The sequence below is a fragment of the Actinocatenispora sera genome, assembly GCF_018324685.1.
Taxonomy (GTDB): domain Bacteria; phylum Actinomycetota; class Actinomycetes; order Mycobacteriales; family Micromonosporaceae; genus Actinocatenispora; species Actinocatenispora sera.
Genome location: NZ_AP023354.1, coordinates 6728754 through 6752094 on the forward strand (window position 1 = coordinate 6728754; position 23341 = coordinate 6752094).

Consider the following 23341-nt stretch of genomic DNA (forward strand, 5'->3'; position numbering starts at 1 on the left):
CCCGACGCCCTGGCCGGATCACCCGGGGCGTCGACGGTCTGGTGACGTCGACCGCTACGGTAGCCGAACGGACAACGGACGCATCGGGAGTGTCGGACGGCGTCCCGGACATCGAGATCGCTACCGGGCGCTTCGCCAGCCCCGCGAACCCGGTCCTGACACCCCGCCGGCGCCCGCCCGGAACCTGGCCCCTGCCGTCAGCGACCGCTTCGACGCTGTCAGGTGCGGCGGAAGGTGGTGCGGTGGGCGCTCGGGCGGCGGCCGGTGTGCCGGGCGAACAGCGCGGCGAACGTACCGGCGTCCTGGTAGCCGACCGTCGCGGCAATGCTCGCCACCGTGCGGTCGGTGGTCTCCAGCAGCTGCCGGGCCCGCCGCACCCGGGCCGCCTGCAGGTACTGCAGCGGGGTCTGCCCGGTCTCCGCGGCGAACCGGCGCAGCAGCGTGCGGCTGCTGGCGTGGCAGGCGGCGGCGACCCGGCCCAGGTCGTACCGCTCGGCGAGGTGTCGGTCGAGCCAGCGCATCACCCGGTGCGAGAACTCGGTGCCCGGCCGGGGCAGCAGCCGGGCGTCCACGTACGGCGCCTGCGAGGAGCGGGCGTCGTCGAGCAGCGCGACCCGGGCGGTGCGCCGGGCCACCCGGGCGCCGCTGTGCCGGCGCACCAGCGCGAGCGCGAAGTCGTACATGGCGCTGAACGCCGCGGTGGTGGTCACTCCGCCGTCGGTGACGACGAGCCGGTCGGCCAGCACCTCGGCGTCCGGGTACCGCCGGGCCAGCTCGTCCGCGAACAGCCACGCGGTGGTGGCCCGGCGGCGGTCCAGCAGGCCGGCCTCGGCGAGCAGGAACGCGCCGACGCAGATCGACACGACGGCGGTACCGGCGGTGGCGCGGTCGCCGATCAACGCGATCTCGGGGCCGAGGGCGCCCAGCCGGGCGGCGGTGTCGATGTCGGGGCCGAGCTCGAACCCGGGCACCACCAGCACGTCCGCCTCGCGCGGCGGCCGGACCGCGATCGGCACGCCGCCGGCGGCGACGACCCGGTGGCGCGGCGAGACGACCGACACCTCGAATCCGGGGTGGCCCGGGCCGGCCACCCGGTCGGCCATCGTCAGCAGGTCGGGCACCCCGAAGACCTCCGAGGCGAAACAACCCGGGTACGCCAGGACGCCGAGCCGCACGCCGCCCCCTCTCGACGAGTGGCGGGATCGCCGCCAGACCTGGCGATCCCGCCACTGCCAGCATACGGCGCCGCCGGGCACGCTGTCCGCATGGCCACCGCGCAGCTACACCCCGCCGACCCGATCACCGACTTCGCCCGCCGTCGCGTCGACGTGGCCGGCACCGCCAAGACCGTGTACGTCGCCGGCACCGGGCCCGCCGTGGTGGTACTGCCGGAGATGCCCGGCATCAGCCCGGACGTGCTGCGGCTGGCCCGCTGGATCCGGGACGCCGGCTGCACGGTCTTCGTCCCATCGCTGTTCGGGACCGACGGCGCGTACCCGACCGCCGCGGGCGGCACCGCGGTGTTCAAGCGCGCCTGCGTCAGTGCCGAGTTCCGCGCCTTCGCCAGCGGCGGTACCAGCCCGGTCACCACCTGGCTGCGCGGCCTCGCCCGGCAGGCGCACCAGGAGTGCGGCGGCCCGGGGGTCGGCGCGATCGGGCTCTGCTTCACCGGAAACTTCGCCCTGACCATGACGCTGGAGCCGGCGGTGATCGCCCCGGTGGTCAACCACCCGTCGCTGCCGATCGACGATCCGGCCGGCATCGAGCTGTCCCCCGAGGACGCGGCGGCGGTCCGGGCGCGGGTCGAGCGGGACGGGCTGACGGTGCTGAGCTACCGGTTCGACAACGACAGGTGGTGCACCGGCCAGCGCTTCGCCGCGTACCGGAAGCTGCTCGGCGACGCGTTCGACGGCCGGGTGCTGCCCGGCGACCGGGCGAACCCGGCGCCGCCGGAGTTCTTCGCCGAGGTCGTCGGTACGCCGCACAGCGTGGTCACCGCGCACCTGGTCGACGAGGCCGGCCACCCCACGATCGTTGCCCGCGACCAGATCCTCGCCTTCCTCACCGAACGCCTGCTGCCGGCGACCGGCTGAGCCGCCGACCGCCGCTCCGGACTCGGGGCAGCGACGGCTGCGGCGCGCGTCGACGGACGGCGGCCACACCGCGGCACACCATCGCGGCCGCTCGCATGCCGGGCCGCGTCGCCGGGCTCATCGGGCCGCGCGGGGAAACCACCCGGGCCCGAACGTGTGGTCCGCCGCCGATCGGGCAGTCACAGGCTGGCGGCACACGCTGTCCTTGTTGGCGTGGGCGCCCGGTCGAACCGTGAGGTAAGAGCGGGAACACCGGGTTTCAGACGGCTCCGTGGGGTATGCGTCAAGCAGAGCGCGGTTGGTCCCTCCCGTCACCGGGCGCCCGACCACCCGGCCGCCCGCGCGTACCCGGACGAACGGAGGCACCGCAACGGGATGGCGCGTTTGGGTGGAAGACGGGCGACGATCGGTCAGATCCCCAACAGAAACATTGGGTTGTCGCATCGTTTCACTCTAAAGTTCAGGGGTCCCGGAGAGCGGCCCGTCGGTGCTCATCTCTGCGGACCTCTAACTGGGAGCTGGCGCATCGCCGGCGCGGAGGTGATGCGTGGTGGCTGCGGAGACGCTGACCGCACGACCCGCACCGATCCCACCGAAGCCCGATTCGCCTGGCACGCCCGACAAACGCGGTCCCGGGCACGGCTGGGTCGGCCGGTACGTGCGCGGGCTGGTCGGCCTGGACGTGGCGGTCGCGGTGCTCGCCAGCTGGGCCGCGCTGGGCGTGGTTTTCGGCGCGGTTCCGTTGCACGCCAACGTGGTCCACCTGGTGATGGCCGGCGCGCTGCCGATCGCCTGGCCGGTCGTGCTGGCCGCGAACCAGTGCTACGACCGGCGCCAGCTGTTCGTCGGCAGCGCCGAGTACGATCGCGTGGTCCGCTCCGGGGTGGTGCTCGTCGCGCTGGTCGCGCTCGCCGCCTACCTGGGCGATCTGGGCCTGTCCCGGGCATACACGGTGGTCAGCCTCGCCGTCACGGTGCCGGGCACCGTGCTGGGCCGGATGGTGATGCGGCGGGTGCTGCACAACGGCCGGCGGCGCGGCCGCTGGCTGCGCCGGGTGGTCGTCGTCGGGCACGTGCGCGCGGTCGCCGATCTCTGCCAGCAGCTGCGCCGCGAGCGCTACCACGGGATGAGCGTCGCCGGTGCCTGCGTGCCGGCGGCGAACCTCGCCCGGCACGGCGGGCTGGACCGGCTCGGCGGCCACCTGGTGATCCCCGGCGTCGACCTGCCGGTGTACGGCAGCTTCGACGACGCCGCGTACGCGGTCGAGGCGGCGCAGGCCGATGCGGTCATCGTGCTGTCGTGCCCGGAACTCGACGGGCCGGCGGTGCGCCGGCTGGCCTGGCAGGTGGAGAATGACGACACCGACCTGATCCTCGCCAACTCGCTGATGGACGTGTCCGGTGGCCGCATCACCGTGCGCCCGGTGGACGGGCTGCCGATGCTGCAGGTGACCCATCCCCGGCTGCGCGGCACCGGCCGGCTCGCGAAGGCGCTGTCGGACCGGATCGGCGCCGCGCTGCTGCTGGTGCTCACGCTGCCGCTGTGGGCCGCCGCGATCGCCTGGATCCGGCTCACCTCACCGGGTCCGGCGCTGTTCCGGCAGGTGCGGGTGGGGCGCGACGGCCGCCCGTTCACCATGATCAAGCTGCGTACCATGTACGTCGACGCCGAGCGCCGGCTCGCCGGACTGCGCGGCGACGATCCGGACAACGTGCTGTTCAAGCTGCACGACGATCCGCGCGTCACCCGCGCCGGCCGGGTGCTGCGGGCACTGTCCATCGACGAGCTGCCGCAGCTGTTCAACGTGCTCGCCGGGCACATGTCGCTGGTCGGCCCGCGCCCACCGCTGCCGGACGAGGTCGCCCGCTACCCCGCCGACATGGGCCGCCGGTTGGTCGTCCGGCCCGGTATCACCGGGCTGTGGCAGGTGTCCGGCCGGGCCGACCTGTCGTTCGACGACGCGGTACGGCTCGACCTGCGGTACGTGGACAACTGGTCACTGTCGCTGGATCTGGTGATCCTGCTGCGCACCGTGACCGCCGTGCTGCGCCGCTCCGGCGCCTACTGAGGGCCCGAACAGGATGAACCGTCGGCACCCCCCGGGCTCGAAGCCTTGCCCGGCAACCAACGCCGCCCGCTCAGGGCCCTTGCTGGACCATGCTGCGGGTCGTCGCCGGCGCCGCGGCGGTCAGCGGGCGGGAGCCGCGGCGTACCACGTGGTACAGGAAGCGCGGGTTGCCCAGCACGTAGCGGGCGAACAGCCGGCGCGGCTCCTGGGCCAGCCGGTACGCCCACTCCAGGCCGAACCGGTACACCAGCGGCGGGCACGGGCGCCGCTCGCCGGCGGTCCAGTCCAGCCAGCCGCCGCAGGTCATCGCGACCGGCGGTACCAGCGCGTCGCGGTGCTCGGCGAGCCACAGCTCCTGGCGCGGGTTTCCCAACCCCACCAGCAGGATCCGCGCCCCGCTGGCGTTGATCTGGGCGATCAGGCCGGGTTCGTCGGCGGCCTCGAAGTAGCCGTGCCGGACGCCGGCGATCGGCACGCCGTGCTCGGCGCGCAGCCGTTCGCCGGCCCGCTCGGCGACGCCCGGCTTGCCGCCGAGCAGGAAGACCGGCAGCCCGGCCGCGGCCCAGGCGCCGCACAGCGGCGCGGTCACGTGGGTCAGCGGGACTCGGCCCTTCGGCCGGTTGCCGAGCAGCCGGGCGGCCCACACGACGGACTGGCCGTCCGGGAAGTTCAGGTCCGCGGCGGCGATCGCGGAGGCGAACGCCGGCTGCCGGGCGCAGAGGTTGACCACGTGGGCGTTGACGCCGACCACGGTGGCCCGGCGCCCGGTCGCGGCCCACTGGGTGGTCAGGCCGACCAGATCGTCGGTGTCACACAGGTCGACCGGGGTACCACCGACGTGGACGCGTTGCGGCGAGAGCCTGTCGGGGAACCTTCGATCGGGCGAGGCGGAGTCCGTTCGTCTGCTCGCAAGGCGCAGGTGCGAGGGCTCTGGGTCCATGGCGTGCTCCGAGGGGTGAGAGCGAAAGGGATGGGTGGATGAGCGATCCGCGCGCCGGGACGGGCGGGCTGGGGTGGGTGTGCCGGGCACTGTTCGCCGGCGACGACGTGCGGGTCTCGGTACCCGGTGAGCCGCCCGCCGCCGGTTGGCGCACGGTGGGCCGGTTCGCGGTGGTGCCGGACGCGGCGCGGGCCCGGTTCCTGTTGCCGGTGGCCTCGGCCCGGGTGACCGCGGCGTCGCTGCTGTGCTTCAACGCGCTGCGCGAGCCGCGCACCCGGGCGCTGCGCTGGGCGCTCGGCACCGCGGCCCGCACCGGCGCGGCCCGCGTGCTGCCGTCGCTGACCGTGTCGATTCCGTCCGAGGTGGACAGCCGGAGCCGGTACGTGGTGCACCATCTCGCCGAGCGTCTGGGCGGCGGCGAGCTGCACGCGGCGATCGGGGTACGGCCGCCGGACCCGCACCACAAGCCGACGGTGCAGCTGTTCGACCCGGCCGGCACGCCCCGCGGGTACGCGAAGATCGGGTGGAACGGTGCCACCCGGGCACTCGTCCGGGCCGAGACGGCCGCCCTCGCCGCGCTGCCGTCCGGGGCCGGCTTCCCGTTCGTCCCGCGGCTGCGGTACGCCGGGGAGTGGCGGGACCGCACGATCGCGGTGATCGAACCGCTGCCCGCCGACGTGCGCGCGGTGCCGCGACCGGACGACCCGTACCCGACCGAGCTGCTCGCGGTCGCCCGCAACGGCGGCGCGGCAACCGCACCCCGGCCGCTGCGCGGCTCGGAGTTCCTGATCGGACTCGCCGACGGCTCCACGGGCGCGGTGGCCGCCGGCTGCCCGGAGGCCGGCCGGGCGGTCCGGGCCGCCGCGGCGCTGCGGGACCGGTACGGCGAGGTGGCGGTGGAGTTCGGGCACTGGCACGGCGACTGGGTGCCGTGGAACCTCGGCACCCACCGCGGCCGGCTGGTCGCCTGGGACTGGGAGCATCGGGCCGCCGACGTACCGGTCGGGTTCGACCTGGCGCACCACGGTTTCCAGCGCGCGCTGACCCTCGACAGGGTTCCGGCCGCAGCCGCCACCGAGGCCGCCGCGGCGGCGCTGGCCGGGTACGGGCCGATGCTCGGCCTGGACGCCGGGGCGCAGCGCGCGGTGCTGGACTGCTACCTGCTGGAGCTGTGGCTGCGGACCTGGCGCATCGCCGACGCCGGCGCCGGCTGGAACACCCTGCTGCATCCCCACCTCCTCGACGTGCTGGCGGACCGCCTGGCCCAGCCGTGACACCCGGCGTGCCGGCCGGGAGTTCCGGTCGGCACGCACGCAAGCTCAGTCGGCCCAGTCGAACCGCATGCCGAGCCGTGCGGACAGTGCCCGGTTGTGCGGGCGGAAGTAGTCGGTGAGCTCGGCGCGGACCGCCGGGTCCATCGGCGCCGAGCGGCGGTCGTTGTACACCCGGAACTCGCCCGGGTCGTAGTCCGGCAACCCGACGAACTCCAGCACCCGGCGGTAGCTCGCGGCCGGGTCGCGGTACAGCGACTCGCTGGGCAGGAACAGCAGCTGGCTGCGGTCGAACCGGTCCAGCCACGGCTCCAGGTGCTCCAGGTACCGGCCGCGGGCGCGATAGGTGTGCCAGTCGTACGGTTCGCTGAAGTGGTTCGGGTCGGCTATCAGCTTGGCCCGCTCCCCGGCGGTACGGGCCGGTTCGGCGGCGAGCGCGGCGGCGAAGTCGAGCGGCTCGTGGCCCTCGGTGCGCCGCTCCTTCCAGTGCGAGTACGCCCGCTCGACCGGGTCGCGCAGCAGCACGATCAGCCGCACCTGCGGCATCAGCTCGTGCACCCGCTGCGGCGCGAGCGGATGGAACATGTAGAGCGGGGCCGCCTCGCCGGCGCGCACCGGGCCGCCGTAGCGGGCCGACTGCGCCGCGCGCTGCCGCTCGGTCGGGAAGTGCGACCGGTACCAGTCGACGCCGCGGTACCAGTTCTCCTCGAAGTAGTGCGAGGTCTTGGTGTTCCAGGCCGGGAACAGTTGCGGTACACCGGGATGGCGCAGCAGGTAGTTCCACAGCGAGGTGGTCCCGCCGCGCTTGGTTCCGATGATCAGGAAGTCCGGCAGCGGCCGGCGGGACGCGGTCGCCTCGCCGTACCGCACCAGGGCGCGCTTGAGCCCGCCGGTCACCGGCGCCGGGGTGAGCTCCTTGACCCGGTCCTTGATCGTCGCCACCTGGTTACCGCCCTTCCCTGTTGACCGACACCGCACCGGGTCGGGGACGCAACGTCGCAACGACCGCCTTCAGTCGGCCCCGCACCCCCGGTACGGCCAGCGCACCGGCGGCGCCGATGGCCAGCAGCCCGACCGCGACCACGAGCGGCAGCACGCCGCGACCGGCCGGCACCGTGACGGCCACGCCGACCGCACACACCGCGGCGCCGACGCCGAGCGCGGTACGCAGCAACACCGCGGACACCAGCGGCTCGCCGACCACCCGGCGCGCCGCCAGCGCCGCCGACACGTTCTCCACCACGATCCCGCCGGACCAGGCGAGCGCCGCGCCGAGCGCCCCGTACCGGGGGATCAGCGCGATGCCGCCGCCGACGGTGACCGCGAGGCCGGCCGCCGCCGCGGCCAGGTGGATCCGGCTCGCGCCGCTCATCAGCAGCAGCGTCTGCACGTTGCCCAGCCCGACGTTGACGAGCATCGCGACCGCGAGCACGGTCAGCGCGCCGGCCCCGGCGGTGAACCCGGACCCGAACAGCCGCAGGAATCCGGGCGCGAAGAACGCCAGTAGCAGGTAGACCGGCCAGGACAGCACGATCACCCAGGAAGTCGTCTGCCGGTGTACCGCCGCGGCGTCGGCCCGGCGTCCGGCACCCAGCAGCGCCGACAGCTGCGGCGCGACGGCCACCCGCAGCCCCTGCATGGCGAGCTGCCCGGCCAGCACGTACCGGCCGACCGCGCCGAACACGCCGGCCTCGGACTGCCCGGCGAGCGCCGCGGTGAGCAGCACGCCGACCCACATGCTCGCCGCGTCGATCGCCGCCGACGCCGCCCGGGCGGAGGCGAAACCCCAGAACCGGCGCCAGTCGGTACCGTCCGGTCGAGCGCCACCAGCCCCGCGCAGCGCCGGTACCAGCATCGCGGCACACGCCAGCGCGGCGACCGCCACCGGTACCAGCCAACCGATCGCGGCGGCGACGAGCCCGGCGCCGGCCAGCGCGACGGTGCCGACCAGCACCGGTCGGCTGATCGGCAGCAGCAGGAACTGCACCGCGACGTAGTGCCGGATCGGCCGGACGGCTCGAACCGCCGCCAGCAGTAGGGTCATCGCCACCGCCACCGGCAGCGCCGCGGCGACCAGCCGCAGCAGCAGCACACCGTCGCCGCCGGCGTCCGGCAGCAGCCGCGGCGCGAGCATCCCCGCGGTCGCCGCGACCGCGGTCGCGAGCAGCACCGACGCCAGCAGCGGCGGAACCAGCGCCACGATCAGGATCCGCACCCCGCGGTCGCGCCAGCGGGGCAGCGCCCAGATCAACCCGGTGTCCGCGCCCAGGCAGCACAGCGCGCCCGCGACGGTCACCACGCCGACCAGGGCGAAGAACGCGCCGGACCCGGCGGTACCGAAGCCGCGGGTGACCACGACGGTCAGCAGGAACCCGAACAGCCCGCTGACCGCGGCACCGGCGAGGCCGAGCGCGCCGCTGCGGGCGCTGCGCCGCACGCTCTCCCCGCCGTCCCCCGACGCACCGTTGCCGCCCGCCGGCCGCGTACCGTTGCCGCCCCGGGGATCCGGGACGATCCCGGTCGCGGTGGCCCGGTGCCGGCCGGTCGGCGCGGTCACCGCGACCCCGCCGGTACCGGCAGGCGCGGCGCAACGCGCTCGACCGTGGCCCGGCTCACCCGGGGCGAGGCCGCCGCGGCGATCGCGCCCGCGACGAGGAACAGGACGGACAGGTTCTGGTAGTTCAGGCCGTAGAACGGCAGCTGTACCAGCGCGATCAGCGGCACCGCGGACAGCCACAGCCCGGCGGGGCGCCGCAGCCGCAGCCCGGCCCGTACCGTGACCAGGAACCAGCCCAGGAACACCGCGAGCGCCGGGATCCCGTTGCTGTACAGCACCATCCACAGCTGCCCCTGGGTCCCGACCGGGGCCGGCGCGCTGGTGGTGTCGACAGTGGTGGGCGCACCGAACCCGAGCAGCGGCGAGTCGACGATGCGGTGCAGCACCTCGCCGTACAGGCTGAGCCGGTCGGCGGTGCTGTCGCTGGTCTCGGTGCGCGCGGCGATCAGCGTGTCGATCGGGATGAACCAGGTCAACGCGGCCGCCGCGACGGCCAGAACGGCGATGGTGGCGAGCAGCCGCGGCCGGCCCCGCCGTACCGCCCGCAGCGCCACGAACACCAACCCGATGCCGAGGCTGACGAACATGCCGCGGTTGAGGGTCAGGAACGCCGGCGGCAGCGCCAGCGGTACGGACAGGATCAGCAGCCGCCGCGGCCAGCCCGGCCGGATCGACGTCACGCCCGGCGCGCGAGATCCGGAGACGGCGGCCAGCACCGCCGGCAGCAGCAGGGCGAAGCAGCTGCCCCACAGGTTCGTGTACGGGAACGGCGCGGACGGGCGCAGCGTCGACACCCCGTCGGCGCGCAGCTCAGCGCCGCTGGCGTGCACCATGTCGTGCACGTACGGCGCGGCGGCCAGCCCGTGCGGCAGCAGCCGCTCGACCGGGGTGGCGAGCGACAGGCCGGGGGCGAGCACGCCGACCCAGCCCAGTGCCACCAGCGACGCCCAGAACAGCATCAGCGGCAGCCACAACACCGCCATCCCGCGCTCGCGGGCCAGCGTGTACGCGTAGACACCGACCGCGAGCGCGGTCAGGTAGAACGCCAGCCGCAGCAGCGCCGTGGCCGCCTCGGTGACCCGGTCGACCTCCACCAGGCTCAGCGCCGCGATCGCGCAGAACAGCAGCCAGAGCGGTGCGCCCGTCGGTAGCCGGACCCCGCCGCGGGCCGCGAGCAACCCGGCCAGCAGCAGCCCGAACACCGGCCACACCAGGTAGAACGCGCCGGTCAGCCACCACACCGGTACCAGCCCGAACATCAGCACCAGCGGCCAGGCCGGCAGCGGCGCGGTGCGGGACAGCGCGGCGTACTCAGACACCCCGGCCCCGCGACTGCGCCAGCGCCAGCACCCGCTCCCCCGACACCAGCCCCGCCAGTACCGGCATGGTGGCGGCGATCCGCTTCTCCGCCGGGTTGAGCCGGGCCACGGTGCGCAGCTCGCGCAGCGCCTCCCGGCGCCGGCCCGACGCGGCCAGCGCGAACGCGATCTGGCCACGGATCCGGGCCGTGCCGTGCTTGCTGCGGGCGAACTCCGGGTGCCGGTCGAGCAGGTAGCGCAGCGCCTCGACGATCGTGGTCCAGCGGCCGAAGAAGAACGACCCGCCGTGCCACTCGACCACCACCAGCGGCGCCGGCACCACCGCGATCGGCCCCAGCGCGGCGATCCGCAGCAGCCACTCGTAGTCCTCGGCGTACCCGCCCGGGATGTCCTCGTCGACCGGCCCGGCCGCCGCCACCGTCGAGCGCGGCACCAGCAGGGTCGACGGATGCACCTCCATGATCCGGTCCGCGAGCAGGTCGTCCAGGGTGACCGGCCGGGTCGGGCCGGGGCGGTCCCGGTCGATGCCGGGCCCCGCCAGCCGCACCCCGCAGGTCACCGCGGTACCGTCCGGGTCCGCGCGCAGCGCCTCGACCTGGCGGCGCAGCTTGTCCGGCTGCCAGCAGTCGTCGTCGTCGCAGAACGCCAGCAACTCGCCGGTCGCGGCGTCGCAGCCGGTGTTGCGGCCACCGGGCAGCCCCTTCGTGCGGGCGTTGGCCAGGTGCACCAGCTCCCGGCCCGGCGGCACGTCGACGGCGAGCGGCCGCACCTCGACCCCGTCGTACACGACGAGGCACTGCACGCTGCCGGCGTAGTCCTGGGCGAGCACGGCCCGGACCGCGCGTTCCAGCTTGCCGGGCCGGTCGCAGGTGGCGATGACCACGCTGACCGGCGGCTGCGCCGCCGTCACGGCCGGCCCCGGACCAGCACCACGCCGGACACCGGGCAGCCGGCGGCGGCGAGCCGGTCGGCGGCGCGGCGCAGCTCGGCCAGCCTGGTCCGGTGCGGCACCGCGACCAGGACGGCGGCCGCGTCGGCGAGCATCCGGACCCCGCGGGCGTCGTCGTCCAGCGGCGGCGCGTCGAGCAGTACCAGCCCGGCGTCGTCCGGTGCGGCGCCGGCCGGTCCGACGGCAACGGTGCCCTTGCCGACCGGTACCACCGGGATCGGCCGGGCGGTCAACGCGTCGTCGGAGTCGGGGCGGATGCTGACGATGCGCCGCGGGGTGCCGTTGACAGGCACCCGCACCGCGGCTCGCTCGATGCCACCCTCGGCCAGCCGCATCGCCGGCAGCTGCACCGTGTCGGTCAGGTCCGCGGCGGCCTCGGCCGTGGCGTGGTCGGTACCGGTGCGCTGGCCGGCGGTGGCACGCTGGGCCGCGATCCGTTCCGGCGTCGGGGTGTTCGCATCGGCGGACGGGTCCACCCGCACCGAGTCGCGCGGCCGGCCGGTCGACGCGCCGCGAACCCGGGCGCACAGTTCGGTGCCGGTGCCGACCACGTCGCCGAGGAAGACGTCCCGGCCGAAGCCGGCCAGCGCCACCGCCACGTCGGCGGACAGGTCGGCCCGCCCCTCGTCGTCGCGGGCCGACAGCAGCATCACCGGCCGGCCATCGGCGCCGAGCCGGGCCACCGCGAGCGCCACGTGGTCCACGTCGGCGTGCCGGGCCCGGGCCGGCGTCCGGTTGCCCCGGCGTACCACCCCGAGCAGCGGTGCGGCCGTGGCGATCGGCACGTCCGCGGCGCCGCGGACCCGGCGGTCGGTGGACTCGCGGACGAAGCTCACCGCCGCACCGAGCAGCGCGCCGCCGAGCAGCCCGGCCAGCCCGAACAGCAACGGCCGGTCGTGGTTGGACGGCACCGGAGCCGCCGCCGGGCTGGTCAGCGTGCCCGGGGTCAGGTCGATCGCGGCCACGTCCGCGCGCCGCTCGGTGACGGTACTGATCTGGTCGTTGAGGGCGCGGGTCGTGTCGTTGCCGGTACTGCCGTTCTGGCCGAGATCGCCGTCCCTGCGCGCGGCCTTCTCCGCGCTGTCCAGCTTGCCGTTCAGCTTCTTCAGCGTGGCGTCGTACGCGGCCAGCCGGCGCCGCTGCTGGTCCCGGTAGTCGTCCCGGCGCACCTGCAGGTAGGCGCGAGCGGCGGCGTTGCTGCCGCGGATCGCGTCGGCCGAGCTGTCCGCCACGTACTCGAACCGCAGCACCTGACCGCCCACCGGTACCTCGACCGTGAGCGCGTCGTCGACCGCGGCCCGGCCGCGTCCGGTCGCCTTCGCGACCGCGTCGGCCACCCGGCTGCCGGTGGCGATGCCGGTCTCCACGTTCATGTTGACCGCCCGGTCGGCGCCCGGGCCCGGGTAGCTGAACGGGTCGGTGACCACCGCGCGCACGGTCACCACGGCCGTCGCGGTGTACCTGGCGGGCAGCAGCGTCAGGTAGCCGGCGACCGCGGCGACGCCGAGCAGCGCGCAGGCCAGCACCCAGCGCCACCGCCGCCGCGGTACGGCCAGCAGCTGGGTCAGTGTCATCGTCGGTGCGGCGGCGGAATCGGCGTCGCCGCGGGGGATGTCGCGGGTGCCCAGTCGATCAGACATCGAACCTCTTGACCACCTGTTGCGGGTTTCCGATGACCACGCAGCGCGCCGGCACGTCGGACCGGACCACGCACGCCGCGCCGACGACGCTGTCGGCTGCAATGGACACGCCCTTGAGCACCATCGCGTTGCTGCCGATCCACACGTTGTCGCCGATCGAGATCGGCGCCTTCGTCGACGCGTCCGGCGGATCGTGCCGGCGGGCCGGGTCGACGTGGTGGAAGTCGTTGTCCACGATCTGGCAGTCGGACAGCAGGCAGCGGGCGCCGACCGTCACGGTGCTCCAGCAACCGATCCAGCTGTCGTTGAGCAGGGTGTCGGGCCCGACCGTGATCCGCCCGGTACCGGCGAAGCGGACGTGCTTGTTGATCCGGCACCGGTCGCCGATGGTGACCGTCACCCCGCGGCGCAGCCGGATCCGGCCGCGGATCTGCACCCCGGCGCCGATCGTCAGGCGCCGGTAGCGCAGCCGGTACCAGGCACGGCGGGCCGCGTACAGCGCGCGCACCGCGCCCGGTGCCCGGGCCGCCAGCGCGTACCGCTCCGGCGGGTTGACGGTGACCGGCGCCGCGCCGGTGTCGGCTCTCATCGGGTCGCGAAGAACAGCGTCTGGTTCGACCAGGTCAGCCCGCCACCGGCGGTCGCCACCGTGGTTGCCGCGCTGCCGTCCACCGTCGTGGCGGCGGTCGGGTCGAACGGCACCGAGCGCAGCGTCCCGTCGGTGTAGCCGTAGACGATGTTGCCGTCGACGTAGGTCATCCCGCGCACCTTGCTCCAGGCGACCCCGGTGGTCGGCACGCTCAGGTAGGTGCAGCCGACGACGTAGCTGTCCGGCTCCAGGTACCGGTAGTAGAGCGTGTCGGCGTTGCTGACCGTGTAGTACATCCGGCCGTCGAGCAGGAAGGCGCCGTTCATGTTGGCGGCCTGGAACCAGTCGTCGTACCCGTTGGTCCAGGGCGCGCCGACGGTGCCGTTGAAGGTGGAGAACTGCAGCTGGTTGGCGGCGCCGGAGCGGGCCCAGTAGAGCTTGTTGCCGACCGAGAACGCGGCGCGCGCACCGACCAGGTTCGGCTGGCTGGTGCTGGTCGGCGTGCCGAGCGTGCCCGCGTCGTACGGCACCCGGGTCAGCGCGCCGTCGCCGGCGCCGAGGTACAGGTACCCGGTGTCGCCGGTGGGGCCGTTGTCGGTGCTGGTGGCGCGACCACCGGCGGTCGGGAACATGCCGAGCCGGCCGTGGTACTCGTTGCCCATCCCGTCGGAGTTCTGCCCGAAGTAGACGCCGTCCGGGCCGCGCCACAGCACCGGCACGTTCGAGCCCCAGGCGGTGGCACCGGACGGCAGGCTGCTGCCGGCGCTGCGCCGCGGGTTCCAGTTCAGCGGCAGGCCGTTGACCGGGTCGAGCGCGGCGATACCGAGCCGGTCGACCGCGCCATCGCCGGCGGCGTCGTTGCCGTTGGCGTTGTTGACCCAGCGGAAGTGGCCGGCCGCGTAGATGACGCCGTCGACGGCGAGGATCGAGGTGACCGAGTCGGTACCGGTGCGGTCCACCCAGGTGTGCTCGATGCCGCTGCCCCGGGTGCCTGTCTCCCACCGGCTCACCGAGTCGCAGTCACCCGTGCTGCCGCGCCCGCCGTTGGCGCTGACCACGAAGTAGCTGCCGTCGTCGGAGAAGTCGACACCGGTCACGTAGCTGTCGAACGAGCCGCTGTAGCAGGGATCGACGAACCGCTGCGTGGACCAGTCGGCGAGCTGCGGGGTGCCGGTCAGGTCGATCATCGCGAGCTGGTTGCGGGCCTGCCCGTTCACCTGGGTGAAGTTGCCGCCCACCACCAGCGTGTTGCCGTCCGGCGACACCGCCATCGTCCACACGTACTCCGAGCCGGACCTCGGCACGCTCGCGTCCACCTGGAACGACGGATCGATCTGCCCGGTGGTGGCGTCCATCCGGCCCAGCAGCGAGTGCTGGGTGCCGTTGAGCCAGTGGAACGCACCGCCCACGTACAGCTGGTTGTCGTGCAGCGTCAGGGTGCGCACCACGCCGCCATCGGAGTGCGCGTCCCAGCCCGTCACCGTGGCGCCGGTCGACGGGTCGAGCTCGACCAGCTGCTTGCGGCTGACGCCGTTGACGGTGTTGAACGCGCCACCGACGATCAGCTTCCCGTCCGGGCTCGCGACCAGCGCGTTGACCGCGCCGTTGAGCTGCGGCAGGAACGTGGTCGAGATCGCGCCGGTGTCCGCGTCGTAGGCGAACAGGTAGGCCCGGGAGGTCCACGCGGACGCGCCCGCGGCCCGGATCTGGCTGAACGTGCCGCCCACGTAGACGGTCGAGCCGAGCCGGGCGAACGCGCGGGTCTCGCCGTCGCGCGCGTTCGGCGTGCGGTCGTCCGGGTTCGTCGAGACCAGCGTGCCGGGCGCGGAATGCGGCGCCGGCGCGGCCTGGGCCGCCCCGGCCGGTATCAGCACCGAACCGAGCAGGGCCGCCGCGCCGAGCGCGGCGGCCGAGGCCCAGACGCGGGCACGACGGTGGATCGAGGGCAGGTTCACGAGACGCGCCTCCAGCGTCGGGTGCCACGGCGCGCGCGACCTGCCGATGACCCGGCCGGCGCGCACCACGAGAGGTCCTGTCGGGCCGCTCAGCGCACCTTCGCAAAACTCGGTGCATCACCGGAATCCACCATTCGGTCAGTAAGACCGCACTGTCGGTGATGCGACACGACCGATCCGGACCTGTCGACGCACCGCCGGGACCGGTACGGCACGGTCAGCGGGGACCGCCGTGGTATGCCGGGCGAAAGTACGGATCGGTCGCGATCGACCGGAAACCGGACCAGTTGTCGTCGGTGGCCGTGACCCTGGTGTCGCACCCGGCGACCGACGAGTCGAACGCGATCAGGCCACGGATCCGGGGCGTCTTGCGCACCAGCTCGCCGACCCCGCGGTACCAGTCGCCGCGGGCCGGCCCGTTCGACCCGAACTCCGACAGCAGGACCGGCTTGCCGTCGCCCAGGCCGCTGCGGTCGAGCCAGTGCAGGAACGGCAGCACCGACTGCGCCGGCGTCTCGTGGCCGGTGTGGTGGCAGGTGTTGAAGTCGTACGGGTCGTAGCTGACCCAGTCGACGTACCGGTCGCCCGGGTACAGGTCCGGGTACCACTCGGTGTGCCCCATCGAACCCATCACCCACCACACGAAGCGCACGTTGCGCGCGCCGGCGGCGACCACCACGTCGTGCACGTGCCGGTAGGCGGCGGCGAACTCGCGCGCCGTGCCGGCCACCGAGGTACCCCGCTCCAGCTCCTGCTCCGGCTCCTGGTTGAACGAGAACAGCACCGGCGCGCCGTAGTCGGCCAACCGCCGGCCCACCTTGCGCAGGTACGCGTCGTGGTCGCCGGCGGCGATCGACGCCCACGAGGCATACCGGTCGGTGCCGAAGTCGCGGGCCCGCAGATCCATCAGCACCAGGTGATCGGAGTCGCGCCACGCCACGTCGGTGGCGTCGGCGGGCAGCTGGTTCCACCCGTAGTACCGGCTGACCAGCGTGATCGGCTGCCCCAGCCGCCGCTCGATACCGGCCAGGTTGCCGCGCAGGTCGGTACTCTTCGTGCCGGTCGCGGTGGTGCGCGGCCAGATGCCCAGCCAGGCGCCGCAACTCGGGACGAGGTTCGCGTCGACGCCGCAGGACGGGCTCGGCGCCACCGACGCGCCCTCCGGCGCACGGCTCTGCGGGGCACGGTGGCCGCCGGACGCCGCCGTTCCCGGCGTGACACCCGGGCGGGCACCGTCCGCGGGCGTACCACCGCAGCCGGCCGCCACCAGGGCGAGCACCAGCGCGCACGCCGCCGACACCGGCGCCCGCCGCCGCCCCCGGCCCGTACGCCGACCGCCGACGACGCTCCCCCGCACTCCGCCGAACACCGCCACCCCCGTACCGTCGCGGCACGACCGGTCGCGACCGGCTCACCGTATCCCGTACCGGCGGGGCGGTTCGCTCGATGCGCGGAAGCATCCGTGCGCGGCGAGGTCGCCGGCCAGCGCGCGGTCGTCCACCGGTGTGCCGTCCCGCCACCCGGGCCTACGCGGTGACGATCGCCTTGCTCTCCGGCCAGGCGCCGTTCTCGTACTCCACCAGGTAGCTGTCGCTGATGTGCCCCACGTCGAGCGCCCACTGGCCCCGGAGCGCCAGTTCGGCGGCGAGCACCGTACCGGCCGGGCCCAGCGCGATGAGGAACAGGTCGGCATCGCGGGCGACCGCCTCGGTCACCAACCGCGGTACGTCGTCGAACGCGTTCCGCGGCGTCGAGTGCAGGAACGTCGCCTCGGCGACGTTGTCGAACAGCTCCGGCAGCAGGGCGAACCGCGAGTTCGCCCCGGTGATCACGCAGATCCGCCGATCGGCCCAGATCGACCGCCACGCCGCGACCCCCGCATCGTGCGTGTAGCTGAAGAACACCGGCCGGCTCACGTGCGTGGTCCCGAACCGGTCGAGGTTGCTCACCAACGGACGCATCTGCGGCCAGATGTCGGCCCAGACACCCGACCAGTGGCGCACCCCGTAGGGGAACGGCATGCCGAGCAACAGATTCGGCGCCTCCCGGTATCGAGGCTCGGTCAGCAGGGCCCGCAACGCCTGCCGCAGCTCGGGCGAATTGCGCTGGAACCGCAGCTTGTAGTCGGGCCGCAGCATGATCCGAAGCTCACCGTCGCCGAACCGGGCGAAGCTGAGCCGGTTCTTCCGGATCTCCGCCAGCGTTTCGAGGAACCCGATCTGGCGGGGCCCCATCACCGACTCGACGTCGTCGAGGATCGGTCCGGTCACCGCCAACCGGAACACTTCGAGATATTGCCGTTGCTCCTTCAGCTCGGCCAGGATCTTCTGCAGTACCTTGCGATCCTGAGCGTGCTGATCCTTCAGCGCCTTGGGCAACGGCGCGAAGTTGCGGTCGATCGCCTGTAACGGCGTCACGAGTCGACGCAGTGCGCGTCGCGCCTTGTTGATCACTTGCCGAACGTCCTTCCGAAGTCGCCGCCGACAGGGCCCGACTCCGGGTTTCCACCACCTTCGGGCTCCGAGATCGGCACAGCAGTCTTGATCTTTCGGTCAATCCTGGCGAGAACGCCCCGGTCGCGACCATGGTCCGTGCCGACCGGAAACACTGACCATTGGAACGACAACGCCGAAGGCCCGATGGAGCATCCACGCCGCTGTCGTGCGGCTGGTTGGGCCGACCGGCTGGCGCGATCGATGTCACACCGACGCACCACCACATCGTCGCTGCCGCGGCGCGGTGGTCAGCGCCGGCGGCGGCGTTGCCGTACGGGGGGACGGGCGCCCGCGGCCGGGCCGGCCGCCGGAGCGGGACGCGGTGCCGGACCGGAACCACCCGGCGCCGCCGGCACGATGGCGCCGTTGCGCAGGTGCTCGTAGACGACCGAGGTACGGACGTCGGCGATCTCGGCGCGTTGGGTCAGCCGGTCGATCACGAACGCGTACAGGCTGTCGTTGTCGGCGACCGCGACGTGAATCAGGAAGTCCTCGTTGCCCGAGGTGACGAACACGGCGAGCGTCTCCGGCAGCGTCGAGACCCACTCCCGGAACGCCTCGATCACCGATCTCGACGGTGGCCGGATGCGGACCGCGATCAGCGCCTGCACCGGCCGGCCGACGGCCGCCAGGTCCACGTCGAGCAGCGCGCCGCGAATCACGCCGCGCTCCTGCAGCGCCCGGGTGCGGTCCAGCGCGGTGGTGGGCGACACGCCGACGGCGGCGGCCACGTCCCGGTTGGTGCGCCGTGCATTCTCCTGCAGCGCCCGCAGGATCGCCGTATCAAGTTCGTCCAGGTCCACCATCTACCCGCTCTCACCGTATTAAGTACGGATCGGTTGACGTTGTTTCGTCGTCCTGCCTAGCGTAGTTCGCGCTACCCGTACTTCGTGACAGTGAGGCGCTCGTGACATCCACCGCCGAGAGCATCGTGGGGTTCGCCCCGAGGAGATCGACACCGCCGCGCCGACCAGGGCGGCCCGGCTGAAATGGGTCGTCGCCGTCGACGACACGCTGCCGCCGGGGCTGGCGGTCAACGCGGCGATCTGCGTCGCCGCGGCGACCGCGCGGGCGGTACCGGGCCTGCTCGGGCCGGACGGCGCCGACCTCGGCGGCTCGGTCCATCCCGGTCTGCCGTGGGCCGGCTGCACCGTCCTCGCGGCCTCGACCGATCAGCTGCGTACGTTGCGGGACAAGGCAACCGGCGCCCTCGGCACGTACGTCGCGGACATGCCCGGGCTGGCCCAGCAGACGCGCGTGTACGACGAGTACCTGACCCGGCTGCGGGACGTTCCGGGCGCCGAGATCGGCTACCTCGCGGTCGGCATCGTCGGCCCCCGCAACCGCGTCGACAAGCTGGTCCACCGGCTCCCGCTGCTGCCCTGACGCAGCAGGGCGACTCAGGCACAGGGCAGCTCAGGCGCAGGGCGACTCAGGCGCGGGGCGACCCAGGCGTGGGGCGGCTCATGAACGGGGCGGCCGCAGCGCGTCGACGAGCAGGTCGAGCATCTGGTCGATCCGCTCCGCGTTGTCGCCGGAGGCGGTCGCGAGGAAGCTGCCCAGAAGCATCGTGGTCACGTCGTACGGATCGGCGTCGGCGCGCAGCACGCCGGCGGCGGCGCCGGCGGCGAGGATGCGTCCCATGGCGACGCTGAGCCGTTCCCGGGTGTTCGGGGTGGCGATGCGGCCGCTGGCCCAGCCGGCGCGCAGGGTGTCGGCCATCCCCCGCTTCGCGGCGAAGAACCGCGCGTACCCGCCCATCCAGGCGCGCAGCGCGACGTCCGGCGGGTGCCGTTGCAGCAGTTCGTCGGCGCTGTCGGTGAGGGCCGCCAGCTCGCTCGCGTAGACCGCCTCGACCAGCGCCTCCCGGGTCGGGAAGTTGCGGTACAGGGTGCCGACGCCGACGCCGGCGGCGCGGGCGATGTCCTCCAGCGGCACCGGACCGTCGGCGTCGGTGAACGCCACCCGTGCGGCACGTACCAGTTTGTCGCGGTTGCGCTGCGCGTCGGCGCGCGGCGCCCGGGCGGTCTTCCCCCGGACCTCTCCCCAGCCAAAGCGGAGGCACCTCCAGTACAGTGCTATCGTCGATGAAGCGGAGGTAATTCCGCTTAGGTCCATCGTCCCACATCGGAGGCCGACATGACCACGAGCCCATCGTCCACAGCGGACCGGACCCAGCTCGGCGCACCCCGCGCCGGCGGCGCCGGAACGCTCGGCCGGCACACCGTCTCGCGCATCGGCTACGGCGCCATGCAGCTGGAGCGGCTACACGACGACCGTGCCGCCGCGATCACCGTGCTGCGCCGGGCCGCCGAGCTCGGCGCCGACCACGTCGACACCGCACAGTTCTACGGCGACGGGTACGTCAACGAGCTGATTCGCGAGGCGTACCGTCCGGCGGACGGTGTCGTCGTGGTCAGCAAGGTCGGCGCCGATCCCGACCCGGGCGCCCGCCTGCCGATACGTCCCGCGCAACGCCCCGAGCAGCTGCGCGCCAGCGTCGAGGACAACCTGCGCAGCCTCGGGCTGGACCAGATCCCGGTCGTCAACCTGCGCCGGATCGGGACCACCGGCCCCCGCATCCGCGCCACCGGCGACCAGGTGGTCGCGCTGGAGGACCAGGTCGCCGCGATGATCGCCCTGCGCGACGAGGGCAAGATCGGCGCGATCGGGCTCAGCGGCGTGACCGAGGACGAGCTGCGCCGAGCGTTGCCGGCGGGCATCGCCTGCGTGCAGAACGCGTACAGCCTGGTGGCCCGGGACGCCGAGCCGGTGCTGCGGCTGTGCCAGGCCGAGCAGATCGCCTGGATGCCGTTCTTCCCGCTCGGTGGCGCGTTCCCAGGCATGACCCACGTCTCGGACGTACCCGCCGTCGCCGCCGTCGCCGAGTCGCTCGGTGTCACGGCCGCCCAGGTCGGCCTGGCCTGGCTGCTCCGGCACGCCCCCCACACCCTGCTCATCCCCGGGACCACGAGCCTCGCGCACCTGGCGGCCAACATCGCCGCGGGCAGCGTCGAGCTCCCCGAGGATGCCCTCGCCGCGCTCGATGCGCTACCGACCCATTCCACCGATCTCCCCATCGATCCCGCCGGCGACTGACCATCGGCCCGCGCCGCCGCCTCGGCGGACGGGGGGGGTGCGGGACGATGGGGTGGGAGGTGTACGTGATGGGGCGCGTTCTGGTGGTGGGGTTGGATCCGGCCCAGTTGCGGGGCTGGGATCCGGAGCCGGTGCTGGCGGCGATCGACCGGGGAAAGGAGCGCGCCCGGGCGCTGAAGGTGGACGCCGACTGGTGTCTGGTCGACCTCGACGACTCCCCCGAGGCCACGATCGCGGCGGCACTGCGCGGCGACGACTACGCGTGCGTGGTGATCGGGGCCGGGATCCGCACCTACGAACCGCTGCTGGAGCTGTTCGAGCGGGTGATCAACCTGGTCCGGCGGCACGCGCCGGACGCGGCGATCGCGTTCGACAGCACGCCGGACGACTGCGCCGACGCCGCCCTACGCTGGCTCTCCTGAGCCCAGCCCGAGGGGCCCCTGGCGTTGATCAAGGGACCGGTGCGCCGAGTCCAGGAAGAACGCGCACCGATCCCTTGATCAACCGGCCGAGGCCGGGCCGGGCGAGGAGGCTGGTCAGTGGGCGCCGAGGGGGATGCGGCGGGACAGGAACGCATCCCGCAGGATCGTCAGCCCCTTCATTCCCGGCAGGTTGCCGATGTGGCCGTCGATCCGATCGATCTGGTCGGCGCCGGCGGCGCCGGCGAACAGATGGCCCATCACGTGGGTGACCTCGGCATCGGGCATCACGCCGGAGCCGACCGGGCCCCAGAACTTGCGCAGCGCGTACCGGGTGAGCAGCTGCGCCTTGCGGCTGCGTTCCAGCCGGCGGCGCGCCTGCGAGGCGTAGAACGCCACGTGCCGGGTCTCCTGCTTCGCGATGCGGCGCAGTAGCGGGCTCAGCGCCGGGTGCGACTCCATCGCCGCGAGCCGCTGGTACGCCGCGGTCGCCGACCACTCGTTCGCCGCACCCCAGCTCATGTGCACGGCGATGAAGTCGGCGCCGACGAGCATCCCGGCCAGCGCCTGCCGCACCGGGGCGAGCTTGTCCTTCCAGCCGGCGCGCAGCCGGGTCGCCTTCAACTCGTCGTAGTCGACGGTGATGCCGTGTTCGCCGAGTACCGCGGCGAGCGCCTCGCCGTGCCAGTACTCCTCCCGGTTCCACATCGTCATGAACGTGCTGATCTCGCCGTCGACCTGGGACGGGGTCATCAGCATGTCGCGCATGTAGCAGACGGTGTGGAACTCGATGTCGCACATGTACCGCAGGCAGCGCAGCGTCTCCGGGGGCAGCGGGTCGGTGCGGAAGCTGGCGAAGTCGAGGTCCTGCCACGCCAGCCGTCTGGAGTCCCGGGCAAACTTCGTGGTGTCGAACGCCATGGTCATTTCACCCTTCGGATGCGCAGGACGGTGCTGCGTCTCGGTGCCAGCAGCGCGACCCGGTGCTCACCCAGGCCGAGCGCGTTGATCCGTTCCGTGATGCGGGACAGGCTCGCGGTGTCGCCGGCGACCAGCCGACGCAGGGCACCGATGTGCATCGGGCCGAGCCCGGCCTCGGCAGGCCAGCTGATCCGGCGCAGCGCGGCGCCGACCAGCCGCAGCCCGGCTCCCTGCGCCGGGCGCCGGAGCGTGAACGCCAGTCGCAGGATCTCGGCGTGCTCGGCCTTCACCCGCCGGATGTCCTCAATGAGCTCGGCCGACCGGGCGTCCGGCACCTCGCCGGCCAACGCCGAGTACACCTCGTCGAGCACCCACTCGTCGACCAGGCACTGCAGGACGTGCACGGCGACCATCGGCGTACCGACCAGGTTGGTGGTGATCGCGGTACCGAGCAGCCACACGCGTTCGCGCCGGTCGCGCCGCACCGCGGCCCGATCGACGCCGCCGCCCGACTCGGCGGCCGCTGCGGTGTCGCCGGCCGCGTAGGCGGCGCCGAGCTGGTCGAGCCGGTCGGCGATCCAGTAGCGCTCGTACGCCCAGGTGGAGAAGAACGCGGTCAGCCGCGCGTCCAGGTGGGTCGGCGAGACGAGCATCCGCCGCAGCCGCGGAATCGTGCACCGCTCCAGCCGGGCGACGCCTCGTACCGCGGCCGCGAACTGCGGGCTCGCCGCCGGCGCCGTCGCGAATTCGATGGGGTCGTGAATCTCGTCGGCCGCGGCGGCGTGCGCGCGCAGGCGGGCGTCGAGCGCCCGCACCGCATCGTCGGAATCGATCGCACCAGTCACCGGCCACCCCCGGCGGCCACCACCGCACTTGAACCTTCAGGAAGGCTAACCTAACCAGCCGATCTGCTCTTCGCAACAGATCGACGGCCGTCGCTGCGGATATGGTGACAGACGTCGCGGCGCCGCGGCTAGCGACCAACCTCTGTGAGTTCGACGACGACGGGCCGCCGGGCACACGACG

21 protein-coding genes are annotated in these 23341 nt (G+C 73.7%); 6 read left to right on the forward strand and 15 right to left on the reverse strand.

Going from position 1 to position 23341, the window contains the following annotated elements:
* Positions 1 to 218: 218 nt before the first annotated feature.
* On the reverse strand, positions 219 to 1175 hold the full coding sequence (locus Asera_RS31610) for a GlxA family transcriptional regulator (protein ID WP_030447245.1): 957 nt from the start codon (positions 1173 to 1175) through the stop codon (positions 219 to 221).
* A 90-nt stretch (positions 1176 to 1265) separates the two neighbouring features.
* On the opposite strand from Asera_RS31610, the gene Asera_RS31615 reads away from it, so the two are divergent.
* Positions 1266 to 2093, forward strand: coding sequence for a dienelactone hydrolase family protein (locus Asera_RS31615; RefSeq protein ID WP_030447246.1), 828 nt, complete (start codon positions 1266 to 1268; stop codon positions 2091 to 2093).
* 550 nt (positions 2094 to 2643) lie between these two features.
* Entirely contained in the window at positions 2644 to 4161 is a 1518-nt protein-coding gene (locus Asera_RS31620; protein WP_244844108.1) for a sugar transferase, read from the forward strand.
* Positions 4162 to 4231: 70 nt separating this feature from the next.
* Here the strand turns inward: Asera_RS31620 and Asera_RS31625 are convergent, their stop codons facing one another.
* Complete coding sequence (locus Asera_RS31625; protein WP_051802466.1) at positions 4232 to 5101, reverse strand: WecB/TagA/CpsF family glycosyltransferase; 870 nt, start codon at positions 5099 to 5101, stop codon at positions 4232 to 4234.
* A gap of 38 nt (positions 5102 to 5139) precedes the next feature.
* On the opposite strand from Asera_RS31625, the gene Asera_RS31630 reads away from it, so the two are divergent.
* A complete protein-coding gene (locus Asera_RS31630; RefSeq protein WP_030447249.1) occupies positions 5140 to 6375 on the forward strand; it encodes a hypothetical protein in 1236 nt (411 codons plus the stop codon).
* Between the two features lie 45 nt (positions 6376 to 6420).
* Here the strand turns inward: Asera_RS31630 and Asera_RS31635 are convergent, their stop codons facing one another.
* From Asera_RS31635 to Asera_RS31680, 10 genes are all read right to left on the reverse strand, one after another.
* Positions 6421 to 7305 carry a sulfotransferase domain-containing protein gene (locus Asera_RS31635; RefSeq protein ID WP_425305994.1) on the reverse strand — a complete coding sequence of 295 codons (885 nt, stop codon included), beginning with the start codon at positions 7303 to 7305 and terminating at the stop codon, positions 6421 to 6423.
* A gap of 13 nt (positions 7306 to 7318) precedes the next feature.
* Complete coding sequence (locus Asera_RS31640) at positions 7319 to 8887, reverse strand: lipopolysaccharide biosynthesis protein (RefSeq protein WP_030447251.1); 1569 nt, start codon at positions 8885 to 8887, stop codon at positions 7319 to 7321.
* Between the two features lie 38 nt (positions 8888 to 8925).
* Entirely contained in the window at positions 8926 to 10248 is a 1323-nt protein-coding gene (locus tag Asera_RS31645) for an O-antigen ligase family protein (protein WP_051802467.1), read from the reverse strand.
* The gene (locus Asera_RS31650; protein ID WP_030447253.1) at positions 10241 to 11158 is read right to left on the reverse strand and encodes a glycosyltransferase family 2 protein; all 918 of its coding nucleotides are present in this window, start codon (positions 11156 to 11158) and stop codon (positions 10241 to 10243) included. The genes Asera_RS31645 and Asera_RS31650 overlap by 8 nt, the downstream gene beginning before the upstream one ends.
* A complete protein-coding gene (locus Asera_RS31655; protein ID WP_030447254.1) occupies positions 11155 to 12837 on the reverse strand; it encodes a Wzz/FepE/Etk N-terminal domain-containing protein in 1683 nt (560 codons plus the stop codon). The genes Asera_RS31650 and Asera_RS31655 overlap by 4 nt, the downstream gene beginning before the upstream one ends.
* Positions 12830 to 13426: an acyltransferase gene (locus tag Asera_RS31660; protein WP_084131871.1), complete on the reverse strand. Its 597-nt coding sequence runs from the start codon at positions 13424 to 13426 to the stop codon at positions 12830 to 12832. Before Asera_RS31660 ends, Asera_RS31655 begins: the two co-directional genes overlap by 8 nt.
* The gene (locus Asera_RS31665; protein WP_244844110.1) at positions 13423 to 15381 is read right to left on the reverse strand and encodes a WD40 repeat domain-containing protein; all 1959 of its coding nucleotides are present in this window, start codon (positions 15379 to 15381) and stop codon (positions 13423 to 13425) included. Before Asera_RS31665 ends, Asera_RS31660 begins: the two co-directional genes overlap by 4 nt.
* A 217-nt stretch (positions 15382 to 15598) precedes the next feature.
* Entirely contained in the window at positions 15599 to 16756 is a 1158-nt protein-coding gene (locus Asera_RS31670; RefSeq protein ID WP_030447257.1) for a glycoside hydrolase family 26 protein, read from the reverse strand.
* 151 nt (positions 16757 to 16907) lie between these two features.
* On the reverse strand, positions 16908 to 17798 hold the full coding sequence (locus tag Asera_RS31675) for a GT-D fold domain-containing glycosyltransferase (protein ID WP_030447258.1): 891 nt from the start codon (positions 17796 to 17798) through the stop codon (positions 16908 to 16910).
* A gap of 326 nt (positions 17799 to 18124) precedes the next feature.
* A complete protein-coding gene (locus Asera_RS31680; protein ID WP_244844113.1) occupies positions 18125 to 18682 on the reverse strand; it encodes an Lrp/AsnC family transcriptional regulator in 558 nt (185 codons plus the stop codon).
* Between the two features lie 178 nt (positions 18683 to 18860).
* Between Asera_RS31680 and Asera_RS31685 the strand changes: the two genes are divergently transcribed.
* A complete protein-coding gene (locus Asera_RS31685) occupies positions 18861 to 19262 on the forward strand; it encodes a DUF2000 domain-containing protein (protein WP_280529775.1) in 402 nt (133 codons plus the stop codon).
* Positions 19263 to 19340: 78 nt separating this feature from the next.
* Here Asera_RS31685 and Asera_RS31690 read toward each other — a convergent pair whose 3' ends face one another.
* The gene (locus Asera_RS31690; RefSeq protein ID WP_244844115.1) at positions 19341 to 19841 is read right to left on the reverse strand and encodes a TetR/AcrR family transcriptional regulator; all 501 of its coding nucleotides are present in this window, start codon (positions 19839 to 19841) and stop codon (positions 19341 to 19343) included.
* A 174-nt stretch (positions 19842 to 20015) separates the two neighbouring features.
* Between Asera_RS31690 and Asera_RS31695 the strand changes: the two genes are divergently transcribed.
* Together Asera_RS31695 and Asera_RS31700 are read left to right on the forward strand one after the other, a co-directional pair.
* Complete coding sequence (locus tag Asera_RS31695) at positions 20016 to 20975, forward strand: aldo/keto reductase (protein WP_030447262.1); 960 nt, start codon at positions 20016 to 20018, stop codon at positions 20973 to 20975.
* A gap of 47 nt (positions 20976 to 21022) precedes the next feature.
* Positions 21023 to 21397, forward strand: a complete 375-nt coding sequence (locus Asera_RS31700) for a hypothetical protein (protein ID WP_030447263.1) — start codon at positions 21023 to 21025, stop codon at positions 21395 to 21397.
* 114 nt (positions 21398 to 21511) lie between these two features.
* On the opposite strand, the gene Asera_RS31705 is transcribed toward Asera_RS31700, so the two are convergent.
* Together Asera_RS31705 and Asera_RS31710 are read right to left on the reverse strand one after the other, a co-directional pair.
* Positions 21512 to 22315 carry a ferritin family protein gene (locus tag Asera_RS31705; RefSeq protein ID WP_035297194.1) on the reverse strand — a complete coding sequence of 268 codons (804 nt, stop codon included), beginning with the start codon at positions 22313 to 22315 and terminating at the stop codon, positions 21512 to 21514.
* Between the two features lie 2 nt (positions 22316 to 22317).
* A complete protein-coding gene (locus tag Asera_RS31710) occupies positions 22318 to 23160 on the reverse strand; it encodes a hypothetical protein (protein ID WP_157034925.1) in 843 nt (280 codons plus the stop codon).
* Positions 23161 to 23341 lie beyond the last annotated feature (181 nt).

Excerpts from the sequence above, each read along its gene's own strand:
- Asera_RS31625 (WP_051802466.1), bottom strand. The coding sequence starts at position 5,101 with ATGGACCCAGAGCCCTCGCACCTGCGCCTTGCGAGCAGACGAACGGAC.
- Asera_RS31660 (WP_084131871.1), bottom strand. The coding sequence starts at position 13,426 with ATGAGAGCCGACACCGGCGCGGCGCCGGTCACCGTCAACCCGCCGGAG.
- Asera_RS31655 (WP_030447254.1), bottom strand. The coding sequence starts at position 12,837 with ATGTCTGATCGACTGGGCACCCGCGACATCCCCCGCGGCGACGCCGAT.
- Asera_RS31695 (WP_030447262.1), top strand. The coding sequence starts at position 20,016 with ATGACCACGAGCCCATCGTCCACAGCGGACCGGACCCAGCTCGGCGCA.
- Asera_RS31700 (WP_030447263.1), top strand. The coding sequence starts at position 21,023 with ATGGGGTGGGAGGTGTACGTGATGGGGCGCGTTCTGGTGGTGGGGTTG.
- Asera_RS31615 (WP_030447246.1), top strand. The coding sequence starts at position 1,266 with ATGGCCACCGCGCAGCTACACCCCGCCGACCCGATCACCGACTTCGCC.
- Asera_RS31630 (WP_030447249.1), top strand. The coding sequence starts at position 5,140 with ATGAGCGATCCGCGCGCCGGGACGGGCGGGCTGGGGTGGGTGTGCCGG.
- Asera_RS31680 (WP_244844113.1), bottom strand. The coding sequence starts at position 18,682 with ATGGTGGACCTGGACGAACTTGATACGGCGATCCTGCGGGCGCTGCAG.
- Asera_RS31705 (WP_035297194.1), bottom strand. The coding sequence starts at position 22,315 with ATGGCGTTCGACACCACGAAGTTTGCCCGGGACTCCAGACGGCTGGCG.